Source organism: Streptomyces sp. NPDC091376, from assembly GCF_044757085.1.
In the GTDB taxonomy this organism is placed as follows: domain Bacteria; phylum Actinomycetota; class Actinomycetes; order Streptomycetales; family Streptomycetaceae; genus Streptomyces; species Streptomyces pratisoli.
Map to the genome: position 1 here is coordinate 90721 of NZ_JBIVUF010000015.1, position 14063 is coordinate 104783.

Genomic DNA, 14063 nt, shown 5'->3' on the forward strand with positions numbered 1-14063 from the left:
TGTCCCCTATCTCCTGACTGTGGGGAAGCCAGGCAGGGCGCGCGCCGTCGCGCCGGATGCCATGGGTGAGCGGGACGTACGGCCGTGCCGATGGGGGCTGTTCTGCCGCAAAAGTAGAGGCTTTGCGCTGCCGCGCCAAGACCTTCGACGGCGCAGGTGCAGACTTTTTCCCGACTCGAACGAAAGTCTCAACTACCTTGCATAAAGCATGAGTTGAGGATCATCCCGGATCATCCGGTGCCGCTCTGCCGTCGCCCCCGGGACCGGGTCGCCCGGGGCCACGGCTCTTGCTGCGGGTGGTGGACCCGGCGGGCCGTGCGCCGCGCCCGGGCGGACCGACCGTCAGCGGGCGGTCCCGCTGTTCCCGGCCGGCGGTACGTCGCGGCGCAGCAGGTCCTCGTAGGACTCCCTGCGGACCACCGCGCGGGCCTCGCCGTCACCGCAGAAGACGACCGGAGGGCGGCGGGCGCCGTTGTAGTTGTTCGAGAGCGAGTAGCAGTAGGCACCCGTCACCGGGACGGCCACGACGTCACCGACCCGCGGGTCGCTCAGGGGCACGTCGCGGATGAGGGTGTCGCCGCTCTCGCAGTGGCGGCCCACGAGGTCGCAGGGCTCCCCGCCGCCGATCCGGGACGCGAGCGTCGCCTCGAACCGCTGGCCGTAGAGCATGGGTTCGAGGTTGTCCGCCATGCCGCCGTCGACGGCCACCAGGGTGCGCGGACCGGGCTTGACCGTGACCACGCGGTACAGCGTCGCGGCCGCCCCGGCCACCAGCGACCGGCCGGGCTCCAGGATCAGCCGGGCCCCGGCGGGAAGGTGCTCGCGGGCGGCGTCGGTGAGCGTACGTACGTACGCGTCGATCGTCGGCGGGCGGTCCTCGTAGGTGTAGCGGACGCCGAGGCCGCCCCCGAGGTCGTACACGGCGTGCTCTCCGAGTTCCGCGATGCCGCCCACCGCCTCCACCGACCGCCGGAACGGCTCGGTGTCGAGGAGTTGGGAGCCCACGTGGACGTGGAGTCCCTCCAGCCGCAGCCGGCTGCTCGCGCGCAGCCGCGCCACGGCCTCGACGGCCTGCGGGATCGCGAGGCCGAACTTGGAGTCGCGCCGGCCCGTGACCATCGCCTCGTGCGTGTCGGCGTCGACCTCCGGGATCACCCGCAGCAGGACGCGCTGGTGCCCCGTGGTGACGATCCGTTCCAGTCGGTCGACGTCGTCGAAGTTGTCCACGACGATCGTGCCGGCCCCGGCCTCCACGGCCATCGCCAGTTCCTCGTCGGTCTTGGCGTTCCCATGGACCACGATCTTCGCGGGGTCGGCTCCGGCGGCCAGCGCGGCGACCAGCTCGCCGCCGCCGGCCACGTCCACTCCGAGGCCCTCCTCGACCATGACGCGGACGACCGCGGTGCAGGGGAAGGACTTCGAGGCGAAGACGGCTTGGCTGTTCGGCCAATAGCGGGCCAGAGCCTCCGTGTACGCCCGGGCCCGACTGCGAAGGGCGTTCTCGTCCACCACGACCGCCGGGGTGCCGAAGCGGTCGGCCAGCTCGGTCACACGGCATCCGCCGATCGTCAGCTCACCGTCTTCTGCCTGGTCGGAGCCGGGAGGGAAGAGTCCGACGAGGTCGTCGGCGGTGGTGTTCGGTGCTGTGGTGACGGTCATGGAGGTGGAGTTCCCCTCGCTCGGCGGGCCGGATAGGTGGCTATCCTGGCAGTTGCCGGTCGACGTCCACTGCGTCCGATCACCCCATGAAACGAGGCTCTCGTTGTCCGATCTCACAAGTGCCGGCGGTGCCGCGACGCCGCCCGCTCCGGGCACCCTGGGGCAGCTGGTGGACGGCATCGGCGGGACCCGGATCCGGCTGCTCGTCGCCCCCGCCGGTCTCGGCGCACCCGTCAGCGGCACCGTGATCCACGATCCCGGCGACCCGCTTCCCCCGTCACCGGCGGCGGTGCTGCTCCTCGTCGGTTCCGGTGTCGGAAGCGCTTCGGACACGGACGTCCTGCGCGGCGCCGCGGAGGCCGGTTTCACGGCGGTCGTGGTCAAGCGACGGGGGCAGGACGCGCAACGCTTCCTCGACGAGGCGCGTTCCTGCGGCGTAGCGGTCCTCGCGGCCGACGACGAACTGCCGTGGCGCAGCGTCGATGCGACGCTCAGCTGCACCCTGGCCTCCTTCGGCAGCGGCGCGCTGACGGGGTCCGCCCCGCCGGGTTCGGTTCCGGCCGCCGGTGGGGAGCTGTTCGAACTCGCCGACGCCCTGGCCGTGGTGGTCGGCGGATCGGTGGCCATCGAGGACCTGGACCAGAACGTGATCGCGTACTCGAAGCTCACCGGGGTACGCATCGACGCCGTACGCGAACGAGGCATCCTCCAGCGCCGGGTGCCGGACATGCCGGAGCAGCGGCGCCAGTACCGCCAGGTGCTGGCCGCCGCGGGCCCGGTGCGCTTCCCCGCGATGGCGGAGGAACTCCCGCGCGCCGCCGTGGCGATCCGCGCGGGAACGCTGCCTCTGGGCACGCTGTGGGCCATCGAGCCGGAGCAGGGGCTGACGGCGAAGGCCGGGGAAGCCCTGGTGGAGGCGGCCCGGCTGGCCGCCCCGCATCTGCTGCAGGCGCTCAACCTCCCCGAGGCGGAGCGGCGGATGCGCCGCGACACCCTGCGCGCGGTGCTCAACAACGCCGGGCCGCCGCCGGACGAGGCCGCGGAGGCACTGGGGCTGCGGCCGGGGACGCGGTTCTGCCTTGCCGTCTTCGCGCCGGGCGGCGGGCAGACCGGCGCCGCCGGGAACGGCCGGCGCGGCGCCGCGGACGCCGCGCTGCTCACCCACGCCGAGTCGGTGCTGACCCGGCACTGCGCGGCCCACCGCGCGGACGCGACCGTCGCCGCGACGGCGGGTGCCGTGTACGTACTGCTGTCCGCGGCGGCGCCCGGCGTCGGCCGCCGGTTCGCCGAAGGGGCGCTGGTGGCACTGCGGCGGGCGGCGGGCGAGGACGTGCGCGCCGCGGTCACCCGCCCCTACGACGATCTCGGCCGGGCCGCGGCGCTCCGGCGCGAGGCCGACGCCATCCTGCGTGCGACGGCCGGCCGGGGCAGGAAGGATCCGGTCGCCACGACGGCGGACGTACGCCACCGGATCCTGCTGGACCGGCTGGGCGACGAGCTGGAGCGCGACCCCTGGCTGCGGCTCTCCGAGATCGACGAGCTCCTGGAGCACGACCGCACGGGCGGCACGGACTACGCGGCGACGGCCGTCGCATGGCTCGACGCCCTCGGCGACATCGCGACCGCCGCAGCACGGCTGAAGGTGCATCCGAACACCCTGCGCCACCGGCTGCGGCGGATTCGCGAACTCTTCCGTGTCGACCTCGACGACCCGGACGTCAGGCTCGCCGCCTGGCTCGAACTCAGACGTGCGGCGGAGTCCGGTCGGGCTCCCCGGCCTGCGGCGGCACCGGCTGCGCACCACCGGCGGTGACGGCGTCGCTCACCCCGGTCCCGTCGTCCGCACCAGGACCGCCGGGACCGCCGGACCGGCCGAGCCGCGAGTGACGGCGGCCGAACCCGAGGTAGAGCACGGCGGCCAGCAGCAGCCATGCGCCGAACAGGGTCCAGGTGATGCCGGGCAGCAGATAGGCCAGGTAGAGACAGGACAGTGCCGAGAGGATCGGCACCACGGGGTAGAGCGGCACCCGGAAGGGCCGTGGGGCGTCCGGTGCGATGCGTCGGAGCACCACGACCGCCGCCGCGACCGCCACGAACGCGATGAGCGTGCCCATGCTGGTGAGGTCGGCCAGGTGCTGCAACGGCACGAAGGCGGCCAGCAGTCCGACGCCCGCGCCCACGATCCAGGTGTTGCGCGCCGGGGTGTGACGCTTGCGGTCGACCCGGCGGAAGACCTCCGGGATGAGGCCGTCGCGCGCCATCGAGAACAGGATGCGGGTCTGCCCGAAGAGGGTGACCAGCACGACGCTGAAGATCGAGATCACGGCACCGGCCGACAGGACCAGCGCGGGCCATCCCGATCCGGTCACGTCCCGCAGGATCTCCGCGAGGACGGCCTCGCCGGCATCGGCCTGCTCACCGAAGCGGCCGACCGGCTGTGCTCCCACACCCGCGAGGGCGACGGCGACGTAGAGCGCCGTGACGGTGATCAGGGTGAACAGCAGCGCCAGCGGGATCGTACGGCTCGGATTGCGCACCTCTTCGCCGGCCGTGGAGACGGCGTCGAAGCCGACGAACGAGAAGAAGACACCCGAGGCGGCCACGGTGATGCCGCCGATGCCGTGCGGCGCGAACTCGGCGAAGTTGTCGCTGTCGAACGCCGTCAGGGCCACGGCGACGAAGAAGACGAGGACCCCGATCTTGATGCAGACCATGACCGCGTTCACCGCCGCGGACTCGCGGGTGCCGCGCGCCAGGAGGAGGGAGCACAGCAACACGACCACCAGCGCAGGGACGTTGACGTATCCCCCGTCACCCGGCGGACTGCTCAGCGCGGCCGGCATGGTGAAGCCGAAGAGCGAGCTGGTGACCTCGTTGAGGTACTGGCCCCAGCTCACCGCGACGGTCGAGACGGCGACGCCGTACTCGAGGATCAGGCACCAGGCGACGAGATACGCCGCGCCCTCGCCGAGCGAGGCGTAGGAGTACGAGTACGTGCTGCCCGACACGGGCACCGCTCCGGCGAGCTCCACGTAACACAACGCACCGAGTCCGGCCACCACAGCGGCGATGACGAACGACAGCACCACGGAGGGTCCGGCCTTGGGCACCGTCGTGCCCAGGACGAAGAAGATGCCGGTGCCCACCACCGAGCTGATGCCGAGCATGGTCAGCTGCCACAGGCCCATGGTGCGGCGCAGCCGCGGACCCGACGAGTCGCCCTCAGCCTCCGCGATCATGCTGTCCAGCGGTTTACGGCGACGCAACGCCGTGGCCATCGAGCCCATGGCTTCTCCTTCACGATCCCTGCGGAACCGCTCGTCCGAGCGGTTCCAGGGATCCTGCGGTCGCGAGAGGCCCGGAACAACGGCGTGGCCGCGCACACATGGCCCCCGGCATTGGCCGATCGGACATAGACAGCCCCGCGGCCGGAAGGACCGATCCGCAACTCGGCCGATCCGCAACTGGGCCGATCGGCCGCTCGGCTCCTCGGCGACGGCCCGCCGGGAAGCACGAACGGGCAGCGGGTCGGACGCCCGGTGCGACACGGGGTAACGAGCGCCCGCTGCGGCACCGGCGTAGAAAGGGAAGGGACGCCGCTACGACCCAGGGAGTGAACGGCCATGCAGATCGTTGTGGACCTCACGCGCTGCCAGGGCTATGCGCAGTGCGTCTTCCTCGCGCCGGACGTGTTCGAGCTGCACGGTGAAGAGGGGCTGCTGTACGCGCCGGCGGTCCCGGACGGCGAGGCCGATCACGTGCGCCAGGCCGCGGCGGCGTGCCCCGTCCAGGCCATCCTCGTCGGCGAGGCGGTGAGCGCCGGTGGCCGGTGATCTGCTGGACGGACGCATCGTCGTCGTCGGCGCGTCCCTGGCCGGCCTGAGGGCCGCGGAGACGCTGCGCGAGAAGGGCTTCAAGGGGTCGCTGACCGTGGTGGGCGACGAGCCCTACCCGCCCTACGACCGGCCACCGCTCTCCAAGCAGGTGCTGCTCGGCAAGGCGCCGGCGGACACGACGGAACTGCCGATGCGCCGGGACCCGGACGCCGACTGGCGGCTGGGAGTACGCGCCACGGGCCTGGACCTGCTCGAGAAGCGGGTGCTGCTGGCCGACGGCGAGTCGCTGCCGTACGACCGGCTGCTGATCACCACCGGGACCAGGGCACGGCCCTGGCCCAACCAGGAGGAGGGCTCCCTCGACGGGGTGTTCACCCTGCGCACCCGCGACGAGGGCGAGGGGCTGGCCGAGCGGCTGGCCGCCGGTCCGAAACGGGTGCTGGTGATCGGCGCCGGCTTCACCGGTTCGGAGATCGCCTCGGCCTGCCGGGAACGCGGACTGGACGTCACGGTCGCCGAACGCGGCCCCGCGCCCCTGGTGGGCGCGCTCGGCGGGACGCTGTCGAAGCTGGCGGCCGTCATGCAGCGCAACCACGGCGTGGATCTGCGGTGCGGGGTGACGGTCACCGCCCTGCGCGGCGACGGGAACGGCCGGTTCACCGGAGCGGATCTGTCCGACGGCAGCCAGGTCGACGCGGACGTGTGCGTCGTGGCGCTCGGGGCGGTCCGCAACGTCGAATGGCTGGCGGAGTCCGGGCTGGCGGCCGGCCCGCGCGGGATCACGTGCGACGCCGGGTGCCGGGCCTTCGACATGTACGGGATCGTCACCGACGACGTCTTCGTCGCGGGTGACGTCTCCCGGTTCCCGCACCCGCTGTTCGGATACCAGCTGCTCTCCCTGGAGCACTGGGGCAACGCCGTCACACAGGCCGAGGTGGCGGCCCACAACATGGTCAGTCCGGGGCCGCTGCGGCGCCCGCACCTCACCCTCCCGACGTTCTGGTCGACCCAGTTCGGGCTCAACATCAAGTCGGTGGGCGTGCCCACCTTCTCCGACCAGGTGGTCATCGCCCAGGGATCCCTGGAGGCACGGCGGCTGGCGATGGTCTACGGCTATCAGGGGCGGGTCACCGCGGCCGTCACCGTCGACATGGCCAAGTCGCTCGACTACTACAAGCATCTGATCGAGACGGCCGCTCCGTTCCCGCCCCCTCCCGGCGCGGCGGACCGTGCGATCGCGGCCGACTTCCCGGTTCCGTCCGACGTGCCGGATCCGAAGGGGCTGTCCCACGGCCCCACCGTGGCGCTCACCGGCCATCTGCCCGATCGCCGGCTGACGCTGGTGCACCCCGACGGCTGATCCACGTGCCGCCCGACCGCGAGGAGCCATGATGGACTCCGACACCTTGCTGGCCCGGATCTCCGACTACACGAACCGCCCCGACCCCTTCCCGCTGTACGCGGAGCTCCGCGAGGCCGGACCCGTGGTCCGGCAGGCGGACGGCAGCTGTCTGATCGGCACGTACCACGAGATCGCGAGTCTGCTCCACGACCCCCGGATGAGTGCCGATCCGCGCTCCGGCACCGCCTCGCCCCCTTCCGAGGAGCCGGCCCATCTGCCGTTCCTGCGGCTCGACGACCCCGAGCACCACAGGCTGCGCAACTCGGCCATGCGGCCGTTCGGCCCGCCGCACAGCCCGGGGCGGATCGACGCCATGCGCGACGGGATCGTCGAGCTCACCCAGCACCTGGCGGAGGGCTTCCAGCCGGGCCGGCAGATCGACGTCGTCGACGATTTCGCCTACCCGCTGCCCGTCACCGTGATCTGCCGTCTGCTCGGCGTCCCGCAGGAGGACGAGCAACTGTTCCAGGCGTGGACCGAGGTGCTCGTCGCGTCCGCGGACATCGGGCCCGAAGGCGACACCGCCGAACAGGACCGGGCGGCGACGCAGGCCCGGCAGGAGATGGGCCTGTACCTGATCAACCTCGCCGAACAGCGCCGCGGCGGTCCCACCGGCGACATGCTCTCCGACTTCATCAACGAACCGGACCCCGCCTTGCGGCTCACCGGCGAAGAACTGGCCGAAACCACCATGCTGTTGTTCATCGCCGGGCACGAGACCACGGTCAACCTGATCACCAACGGCGTCCTCACCCTGCTCCGTCAGCCCGAGCAGCTGGACCGGTTGCGCCGCGAACCCGGCCTGCTGCCGCAGGCGGTGGAGGAACTGCTGCGCTACGAACCCCCGGTTCACATGCGCGAGAGGATCCCCCTCGCCGACATCGACGTCGCCGGCACCACGATCGCCGCGGGCACGTCCGTCATCCTGGCGCTGGCCTCGGGCAGCCGCGACCCCAAGCGGTTCCACGAGCCCGACCGGTTCGACCCCACCCGCCCGGACAACCAGCACCTCGGCTTCGGCAGCGGTGTCCACCTCTGCTACGGCGCCCCACTCGCCCGCATCGAGGCCGAGGCCGCGCTCGGCGCGCTGATCCCCCACCTGAGCACGGCACGCCTCATCCAGGACCCACCCCCCTACCGCCAGAACGCCATGCTCCGCGGCCCGCGCCACCTGGCCGTCCAACTGTGACGCCGACTCGGCGGCGACACCGGGAAAGCAAGAACCCGCTCAGGCAGGGGTGACGGGCAGGACGTCGGGCGAGAGCACTCCCGCCTGGGCCACGGTGCTCGTCATGCGGCGGCGGTGGTGGCGGCGGCACAGGACCTCGTAACCGACCTCCTCGGCCGGGCGGTTGACGTCGCCCACGACGACCTGCTCGCCCTCGACGACCATGTGCCCGTCGACGGTACGTGCGTTGTGCGTGGCGCGGGCGCCGCACCAGCACAGGGCCTCCACCTGGAGCTGTTCGATCCGGTCGGCGAGCTCCATCAGCCGCTGCGAGCCCGGGAACAGCTTGGTACGGAAGTCCGTCGTGATCCCGAAGGCGAACACGTCCAGGCCCAGATCGTCCACGATCCGGGCGAGCTGGTCGATCTGCACGGGGGCGAGGAACTGCGCCTCGTCCACGATCACGTAGTCGGCCCTGCCGCCCTTGGACAGCTGGTCCACGAGGTAGGCGTACAGGTCCATTCCCTCGGTGGCCTCGACCGCCTCGGTGACCAGGCCCAGCCGCGAGGACAGCTTCCCCTCGCCCGCCCGGTCGTCGCGTGTGAAGATCACGCCCTGGAGCCCTCGGGCCGAACGGTTGTGGCCGATCTGGAGCGCCAGGGTGCTCTTTCCGCAGTCCATCGTTCCGGAGAAGAACACCAGCTCGGGCATGAGGACGTGACTGCCTTTCAGTTGTCGCTGTGGTCGGGGACGGTGGGGGCGAAGGTCAGGAGCGCACTTCGAGGAGCGGGACGAGCTGTTCGACCGGGGTCATCGAGCCGTGCATGCCGACCATCGCGGACTCGTTCGGCTCGTTCACGGACGCCGTGATCACGACGTCGTCGTGGGCCGCGGCGACGACGTCGCCGATGCGCCGGTAGACCCGCTCGTCGGTCCCCGGGCCGAACCAGCCCGCCGCGATCGCCTCGTCCCGGCTCGCCACCCAGAACCGGTCGCCGAGCACCTCGCGCCAGACGGCCAGCACATCGGCCTCGGCTCCCGGGACCGCGTAGACGTGGCGGGCGCGGCCCTCGCCGCCGAGCAGGGCGACACCGGCCCGCAGCTCCCAGTCCTCGTCGAAGTCGATCCGCGACTCCTCGTCGAACGGGATGTCGATCATGCCGTGGTCGGCGGTGACGTACAGCGCGCTGCGCGGCGGCAGCTGCTCCGCCAGACGCTGGACGAGGCGGTCGACGTACATCAGCTGGCCGCGCCAGGCGTCGGAGTCGACGCCGAAGCGGTGCCCCTTGCCGTCGAGCTCGCTGTAGTACGTGTAGACGAGGGACCGGTCGCCTGCGGCGAGCTGCTGCGCGGCGAAGTCCATCCGCTCCTCGCCGGTGAGCCGGCCGTGAAACGTTCCGCCACTCAGCGCGATCTTGGTGAGCGGGGTGTCCTGGAAGGCCGGGGAGGACACCTGTGCGGTGTGCACTCCGGCCTCGTCGGCGAGCTGGAAGACCGTCGGGTACGGCTGCCACACGCGCGGCGAGGTCCACGGCTTCCAGCGCAGCTGGTTCATCAGCTCACCGGTCTCCGGATTGCGCGCGGTGTAGCCGGGCAGGCCGTGCGCGCCGGGCGGCAGACCGGTGCCGAAGGAGGCCAGTGAGGTGGCGGTGGTGGCGGGGAAGCCGGCGGTCAGGGGCCGGCCGGTGCCGCCGAGGGAACCGGCGAGGAGCGAGGTGAGGTACGGGGCGTCCTCGGGATGGGCCCTGAGCTGCTCCCAGCCGAGGCCGTCGATCAGGAAGACGCAGGCCCGGTCGGCGGGGCCGAGCTCCGCGATGGTGTGGTGCAGGCCCGGGACGCCCTGTCCGGAGGCGATCGTCGGCAGCAGGTCGGCGAGCGAGGCCGAGCCGTACGCGGGGACGGGCGCGGTGTCGAGGGCGAGCGGGACGAGGTCCTCGGGCCAGTCGGGCTGGACCATCAGCGCGTGGCCGCCGTGGCGGCCGTGGCCTCGGAGAGCGCCTGGGCGAAGGCGAGCGTCTGGCGGACCGTCTCCGGTCCGTCCCCCGCCTCGCTGACCCGCAGGCTGAGGTCGTCCGCGGTGGAGCTTCCGGTGTAGCCGTGGTCGGCGTCGCAGTTGGGGTCGCCGCAGGCGGCGGGCTCCAGGTCGATACGGGAGACCGCGCCCCAGCCGATGGTGAGGACGACCTCGCGGGGCAGGGTGCCCGGGGTGTACGACTCGGGGTTGGCGACGACGCGGCTGACGACGACGGACGAGATCCTGGGGAGCTTCACCGACTCGGTGGAGGTGGTCGCGTACGGCGTCGGGGAGCTGCTGTCCGCGGTCTGCTCGTCGGTGTGGCTGACGATGAAGCGCGCGCCGGTCAGGACGAGGACGGTGACATGACGGCGGACCTCGTTGGCGTCGAACGTGGTCTCCTGGTGCACCAGGTACGACGCGATCGGCTCACCGCCGACCGCGGCCTCCACCGCTTCGGCCACGAGAGCCGGGTAGTAGCCGCTGCGCTCGATCGCCGCGCGCAGCCCCTGGGTCGTCGTACCGGTCTTCGCCATGGGCTCCATCCTACGGGGCCGCGGGACCCCTCAGTGCGCTCGGTGACGGCCGCTTCAGTAACTGGGGAGGGTGCGCGGCCCCAGGTCGGTGCGGGGCGGCGGCGGGGCGAGCCGTACGGCGGCCCCGAGCACGCAGAGTCCGTGCTGGGCGACGACGACCGGTTCGAGGCTGATCGCGACGACCTCCGGGTGGTCGTCGACCAGGCGGGAGACGCGCAGGAGGAGTTCTTCCAGGGCGGCCGTGTCGACGGGCGCGGAGCCGCGCCAGCCGAAGAGGAGCGGTGCGGTCCGGACGGACCGGAGGAGCTCGGCCGCGTCACGGTCGGTGGCCGGGACGAGACGGTGGGCCGTGTCGCCGAGCAGTTCGGTGGCGGGGCCGGCGATCCCGAAGGACAGCACGGCACCGACGGCCGGATCGATGGCGGCGCGCACGACGGTGTCCACGCCGCGCGGGACCATCGCCTGTACGACGGGCTGGAGCTCCGCCGGCTTGCCGAGAGTGTCCGTCAACTCGGTGTAGGCCTGCCGCACTTGGTACTCGTCGGCGAGGTCGAGCCGCACGCCGCCGAGATCGGGGCGGTGACGCAGGTGCGGGGCGGTGGTCTTGAGGGCGACGGGGTAGCCGAGGCGGGCCGCGGCGAGGGCGGCGGCGTCGGGGTACGGGGCGGGGAGGGTGGGGCGTACGGGAATGCCGTACCGCTGGAGCAGCCGCCGCGCGTCGTCCTCGCGCAGGGTGACACCCCGCTCTCCGGGTGCCTCCTCGAGCAGCCCCTCGATGAACGCGGCGGCCCCGCTCTCGTCGATGTCCTCGTACTGGGGCACCTTGCCCGGCTCCGCTGCCGCCCGCCGCCACTGCGCGTACCGCACGGCTTCCGCCAGCGCCCGTACGGCCCGCTCGGCGGCGGGGTAGGCGGGGATCCGCCCGGCGGTGGCGGGGACCTTCGCCGGGGTGGCGGGCGGGTCGTCCTGTCCCGCGCCCGCCAGGAGCGGGCCCGCCGTACCCGGCCCGGTGGGGGGAACGTCCCGCCGGGCACCGGCCGCGGGCCGGCCGGCCCGGTCCTGCCCGGTGGCCTGCGGGGCCGAGCTCGTCGCCGCGGCGAGGGCGTCGGCGAGGCCGCCGAGTTCGACGTGCACGACGAGCACGGGCTTCGCCGGGGCGGACGCCGTGGCCGCGCGGAGGGCCGCGGCGAGGACCTCGCCGTCGCCGGACTCGGTGACACCGTTCTCGCCGACCCAGGGGATCGCGTTGACGATCACCGCGTCGCACGCGTCGTCCCGCAGCGCCCCCGCCAGCGCGTCGCAGAAGTCCTGCGGCGTCGCCGCCGTCGTCAGGTCGCGCGGCCGCTGGGGCCGCAGTCCCTCGGTGAGGCAGGCGTCGTACGTCAGCAGCCCGAGCGACTCGGAGTTGCCCAGGATCGCCACACGTGGCCCGACCGGCAGCGGCTGGCCCGCCAGCAGCAGTCCCGCGTCGACGAGTTCGGTGACGGTGTCGACCCGGATCACGCCGGCCTGCCGCAGCAGCTCCGAGACGGTCGCGTACGGCACCCGCGTCGTCGGCACCGCGTGCCCGGGCGGTGCGCTCCCGCTGTGCCGGGCGCCCCGCACCACCACCACGGGCTTGACCGCCGCCGTACGCCGCGCGAGCCGGGTGAACTTCCGCGGGTTGCCGATGGATTCGAGGTAGAGCAGGACGACGTCGGTGTCCGGGTCGTCGTACCCGTACTGCAGGAAGTCGTTGCCGGAGACGTCCGCCCGGTTGCCCGAGGAGATGAAGGACGACAGCCCGGCGCCCCGTCGGTGCAGGCCGCTCAGCAGCGCTATGCCGATCGCGCCGGACTGGGTGAAGAGCCCGATCCGCCCGTGCGCCGGCGCCTGTGGCGCGAGGGACGCGTTCAGCCGGACACCGTCCGCGGTGTTGATGATCCCGAACGCGTTCGGCCCGATGATCCGCATCCCGTACGAACGCGCCTGCCGCACCAGTTCACGCTGCCGCTCCCGCCCCTCCCCGCCGCTCTCCGCATAGCCGGCGGCCAGCACGACCAGCCCCTGGACCCCGTGCTCGCCGCAGTCCGCGACGACGTCCGGCACCCGCTCCGCCGGTACGGCGACGATCGCGAGGTCGACCGGCTCGCCCGTCTGCGCCACGATTTCCGCGACCGAACGGTAGGCGGGCACCCCGTCCAGCTCGCGCATGTCCAGGACGAGGGCGCGGTTCACCGCGTACGTCCGCCCGGTGTACCCGGCGTCGAGGAGGTTCCGCAGCACCGTGCGCCCGACTCCGCCGGGCGCGCGCCCGGCGCCGATGACGGCCACGGACCGGGGCGCGAGCAGCCGCTGGACCGAGCGCGCCTCGGCCCGCTGCTCCCGGGCGCGCTGGACCGCCAGCGACTCGGCGGTCGGTTCGAGGTCGAGCGTGAGATGGACGGACCCGTCCTCGAAGCTGCGCTTCTGGGTGTAGCCGGCGTCCCTGAAGACCTTGATCATCTTGTTGTTGGCGGGCAGCACCTCCGCCGCGAACCGCCTGATGCCCCGTTCCCGCGCGACCGCCGCGATGTGCTCCAGCAAGGTGGAGGCGACACCCCGCCCCTGGTGCGCGTCCTGTACAAGGAACGCGACCTCGGCCTCGTCGGCGGGCGCGGACGCCGCCATTCCGTCGGCGTTGATGCGGTCGTATCGGACGGTCGCGATGAACTCCCCGCCGATCGTCACCGCCAGCCCCACCCGGTCCACGTAGTCGTGGTGCGTGAACCGGTGCACGTCCTTGGCGGAGAGCCGCGGGTACGGCGCGAAGAAGCGGTAGTACTTGGATTCGTCCGACACCTGCTCGTAGAAGCTGACGAGCCGCTCGGCGTCCTCGGTGGTGATGGGCCTGATGCGCGCGGTGCCACCGTCACGCAGCACCACGTCGGCTTCCCAGTGGTCGGGGTACGCGTGATCCGACGGGGTCTGCATGGGGCAAGAGTACGGCTCGGACACCGGTAGCGGAGCCCGGTCGGCGGGGGCAGGCTGAGAGGGCCGATCGACGCCCGCGCCCGGGCCGGAGGCCGGTAGGAGCGCACTCCGCGACACATGAGAGACTGGTCTAGACAACCGCTAAGACTTGAAGGGCACCACCATGGCTGAGCGCCGCGTCAATGTCGGCTGGGCCGAGGGCCTGCACGCCCGCCCCGCGTCCATCTTCGTTCGTGCCGCCACGGCCTCCGGCGTTCCCGTGACGATCGCCAAGGCCGACGGCACCCCGGTCAACGCCGCCTCCATGCTCGCGGTGCTCGGCCTGGGCGCCCAGGGTGGCGAGGAGATCGTGCTCGCTTCGGACGCCGATGGTGCGGACGCCGCCCTCGACCGTCTGGCGAAGCTCGTGGCCGAGGGTCTCGAGGAACTTCCCGAGACCGTCTGAGCCCACTGAATTCACGACGGAGCCGCGGCACCCGAAATTCCGGGTGCCGCG

General features: G+C 72.6%; 11 protein-coding genes. 5 read left to right on the forward strand and 6 right to left on the reverse strand.

Annotated elements, in window-relative coordinates:
* Positions 1-342: 342 nt before the first annotated feature.
* Positions 343-1659: a diaminopimelate decarboxylase gene (gene lysA, locus ACIQMR_RS28255; protein WP_401392981.1), complete on the reverse strand. Its 1317-nt coding sequence runs from the start codon at positions 1657-1659 to the stop codon at positions 343-345.
* Positions 1660-1762: 103 nt separating this feature from the next.
* Between lysA and ACIQMR_RS28260 the strand changes: the two genes are divergently transcribed.
* A complete protein-coding gene (locus ACIQMR_RS28260) occupies positions 1763-3472 on the forward strand; it encodes a PucR family transcriptional regulator (protein ID WP_401392984.1) in 1710 nt (569 codons plus the stop codon).
* Here ACIQMR_RS28260 and ACIQMR_RS28265 read toward each other — a convergent pair.
* On the reverse strand, positions 3402-4946 hold the full coding sequence (locus ACIQMR_RS28265; RefSeq protein ID WP_401392987.1) for an APC family permease: 1545 nt from the start codon (positions 4944-4946) through the stop codon (positions 3402-3404). The genes ACIQMR_RS28260 and ACIQMR_RS28265 overlap by 71 nt on opposite strands.
* 336 nt (positions 4947-5282) lie before the next feature.
* Between ACIQMR_RS28265 and ACIQMR_RS28270 the strand changes: the two genes are divergently transcribed.
* The 3 genes from ACIQMR_RS28270 to ACIQMR_RS28280 are packed head-to-tail and all read left to right on the forward strand — an operon-like array spanning position 5283 to position 8086.
* Positions 5283-5492 (forward strand): ferredoxin, encoded by a 210-nt coding sequence (locus ACIQMR_RS28270; RefSeq protein ID WP_266388293.1) that lies wholly within the window; start codon positions 5283-5285, stop codon positions 5490-5492.
* The gene (locus ACIQMR_RS28275) at positions 5482-6855 is read left to right on the forward strand and encodes an NAD(P)/FAD-dependent oxidoreductase (RefSeq protein WP_401392990.1); all 1374 of its coding nucleotides are present in this window, start codon (positions 5482-5484) and stop codon (positions 6853-6855) included. The genes ACIQMR_RS28270 and ACIQMR_RS28275 overlap by 11 nt, the downstream gene beginning before the upstream one ends.
* A gap of 31 nt (positions 6856-6886) precedes the next feature.
* Complete coding sequence (locus ACIQMR_RS28280; RefSeq protein ID WP_401393231.1) at positions 6887-8086, forward strand: cytochrome P450; 1200 nt, start codon at positions 6887-6889, stop codon at positions 8084-8086.
* Between the two features lie 39 nt (positions 8087-8125).
* Here ACIQMR_RS28280 and ACIQMR_RS28285 read toward each other — a convergent pair whose 3' ends face one another.
* The 4 genes from ACIQMR_RS28285 to ACIQMR_RS28300 are packed head-to-tail and all read right to left on the reverse strand — an operon-like array spanning position 8126 to position 13567.
* Positions 8126-8776 (reverse strand): thymidine kinase, encoded by a 651-nt coding sequence (locus tag ACIQMR_RS28285; RefSeq protein ID WP_401392993.1) that lies wholly within the window; start codon positions 8774-8776, stop codon positions 8126-8128.
* Positions 8777-8831: 55 nt separating this feature from the next.
* Positions 8832-10022, reverse strand: a complete 1191-nt coding sequence (locus ACIQMR_RS28290; RefSeq protein ID WP_401392996.1) for an alkaline phosphatase family protein — start codon at positions 10020-10022, stop codon at positions 8832-8834.
* Entirely contained in the window at positions 10022-10615 is a 594-nt protein-coding gene (locus tag ACIQMR_RS28295; protein WP_266388308.1) for a DUF5998 family protein, read from the reverse strand. The genes ACIQMR_RS28290 and ACIQMR_RS28295 overlap by 1 nt, the downstream gene beginning before the upstream one ends.
* A 54-nt stretch (positions 10616-10669) precedes the next feature.
* Positions 10670-13567 (reverse strand): GNAT family N-acetyltransferase, encoded by a 2898-nt coding sequence (locus ACIQMR_RS28300; RefSeq protein WP_401392999.1) that lies wholly within the window; start codon positions 13565-13567, stop codon positions 10670-10672.
* 163 nt (positions 13568-13730) lie between these two features.
* On the opposite strand from ACIQMR_RS28300, the gene ACIQMR_RS28305 reads away from it, so the two are divergent.
* Positions 13731-14012 (forward strand): HPr family phosphocarrier protein, encoded by a 282-nt coding sequence (locus ACIQMR_RS28305; RefSeq protein ID WP_401393002.1) that lies wholly within the window; start codon positions 13731-13733, stop codon positions 14010-14012.
* The last annotated feature ends 51 nt before the right edge of the window (positions 14013-14063 follow it).

What these genes read in the sequence shown, in the direction of transcription:
- ACIQMR_RS28285 (WP_401392993.1), bottom strand. Translation starts at nt 8,776, where the DNA reads ATGCCCGAGCTGGTGTTCTTCTCCGGAACGATGGACTGCGGAAAGAGC.
- ACIQMR_RS28265 (WP_401392987.1), bottom strand. Translation starts at nt 4,946, where the DNA reads ATGGGCTCGATGGCCACGGCGTTGCGTCGCCGTAAACCGCTGGACAGC.
- ACIQMR_RS28280 (WP_401393231.1), top strand. Translation starts at nt 6,887, where the DNA reads ATGGACTCCGACACCTTGCTGGCCCGGATCTCCGACTACACGAACCGC.
- ACIQMR_RS28305 (WP_401393002.1), top strand. Translation starts at nt 13,731, where the DNA reads ATGGCTGAGCGCCGCGTCAATGTCGGCTGGGCCGAGGGCCTGCACGCC.
- ACIQMR_RS28270 (WP_266388293.1), top strand. Translation starts at nt 5,283, where the DNA reads ATGCAGATCGTTGTGGACCTCACGCGCTGCCAGGGCTATGCGCAGTGC.
- lysA (WP_401392981.1), bottom strand. Translation starts at nt 1,659, where the DNA reads ATGACCGTCACCACAGCACCGAACACCACCGCCGACGACCTCGTCGGA.
- ACIQMR_RS28290 (WP_401392996.1), bottom strand. Translation starts at nt 10,022, where the DNA reads ATGGTCCAGCCCGACTGGCCCGAGGACCTCGTCCCGCTCGCCCTCGAC.
- ACIQMR_RS28300 (WP_401392999.1), bottom strand. Translation starts at nt 13,567, where the DNA reads ATGCAGACCCCGTCGGATCACGCGTACCCCGACCACTGGGAAGCCGAC.
- ACIQMR_RS28295 (WP_266388308.1), bottom strand. Translation starts at nt 10,615, where the DNA reads ATGGCGAAGACCGGTACGACGACCCAGGGGCTGCGCGCGGCGATCGAG.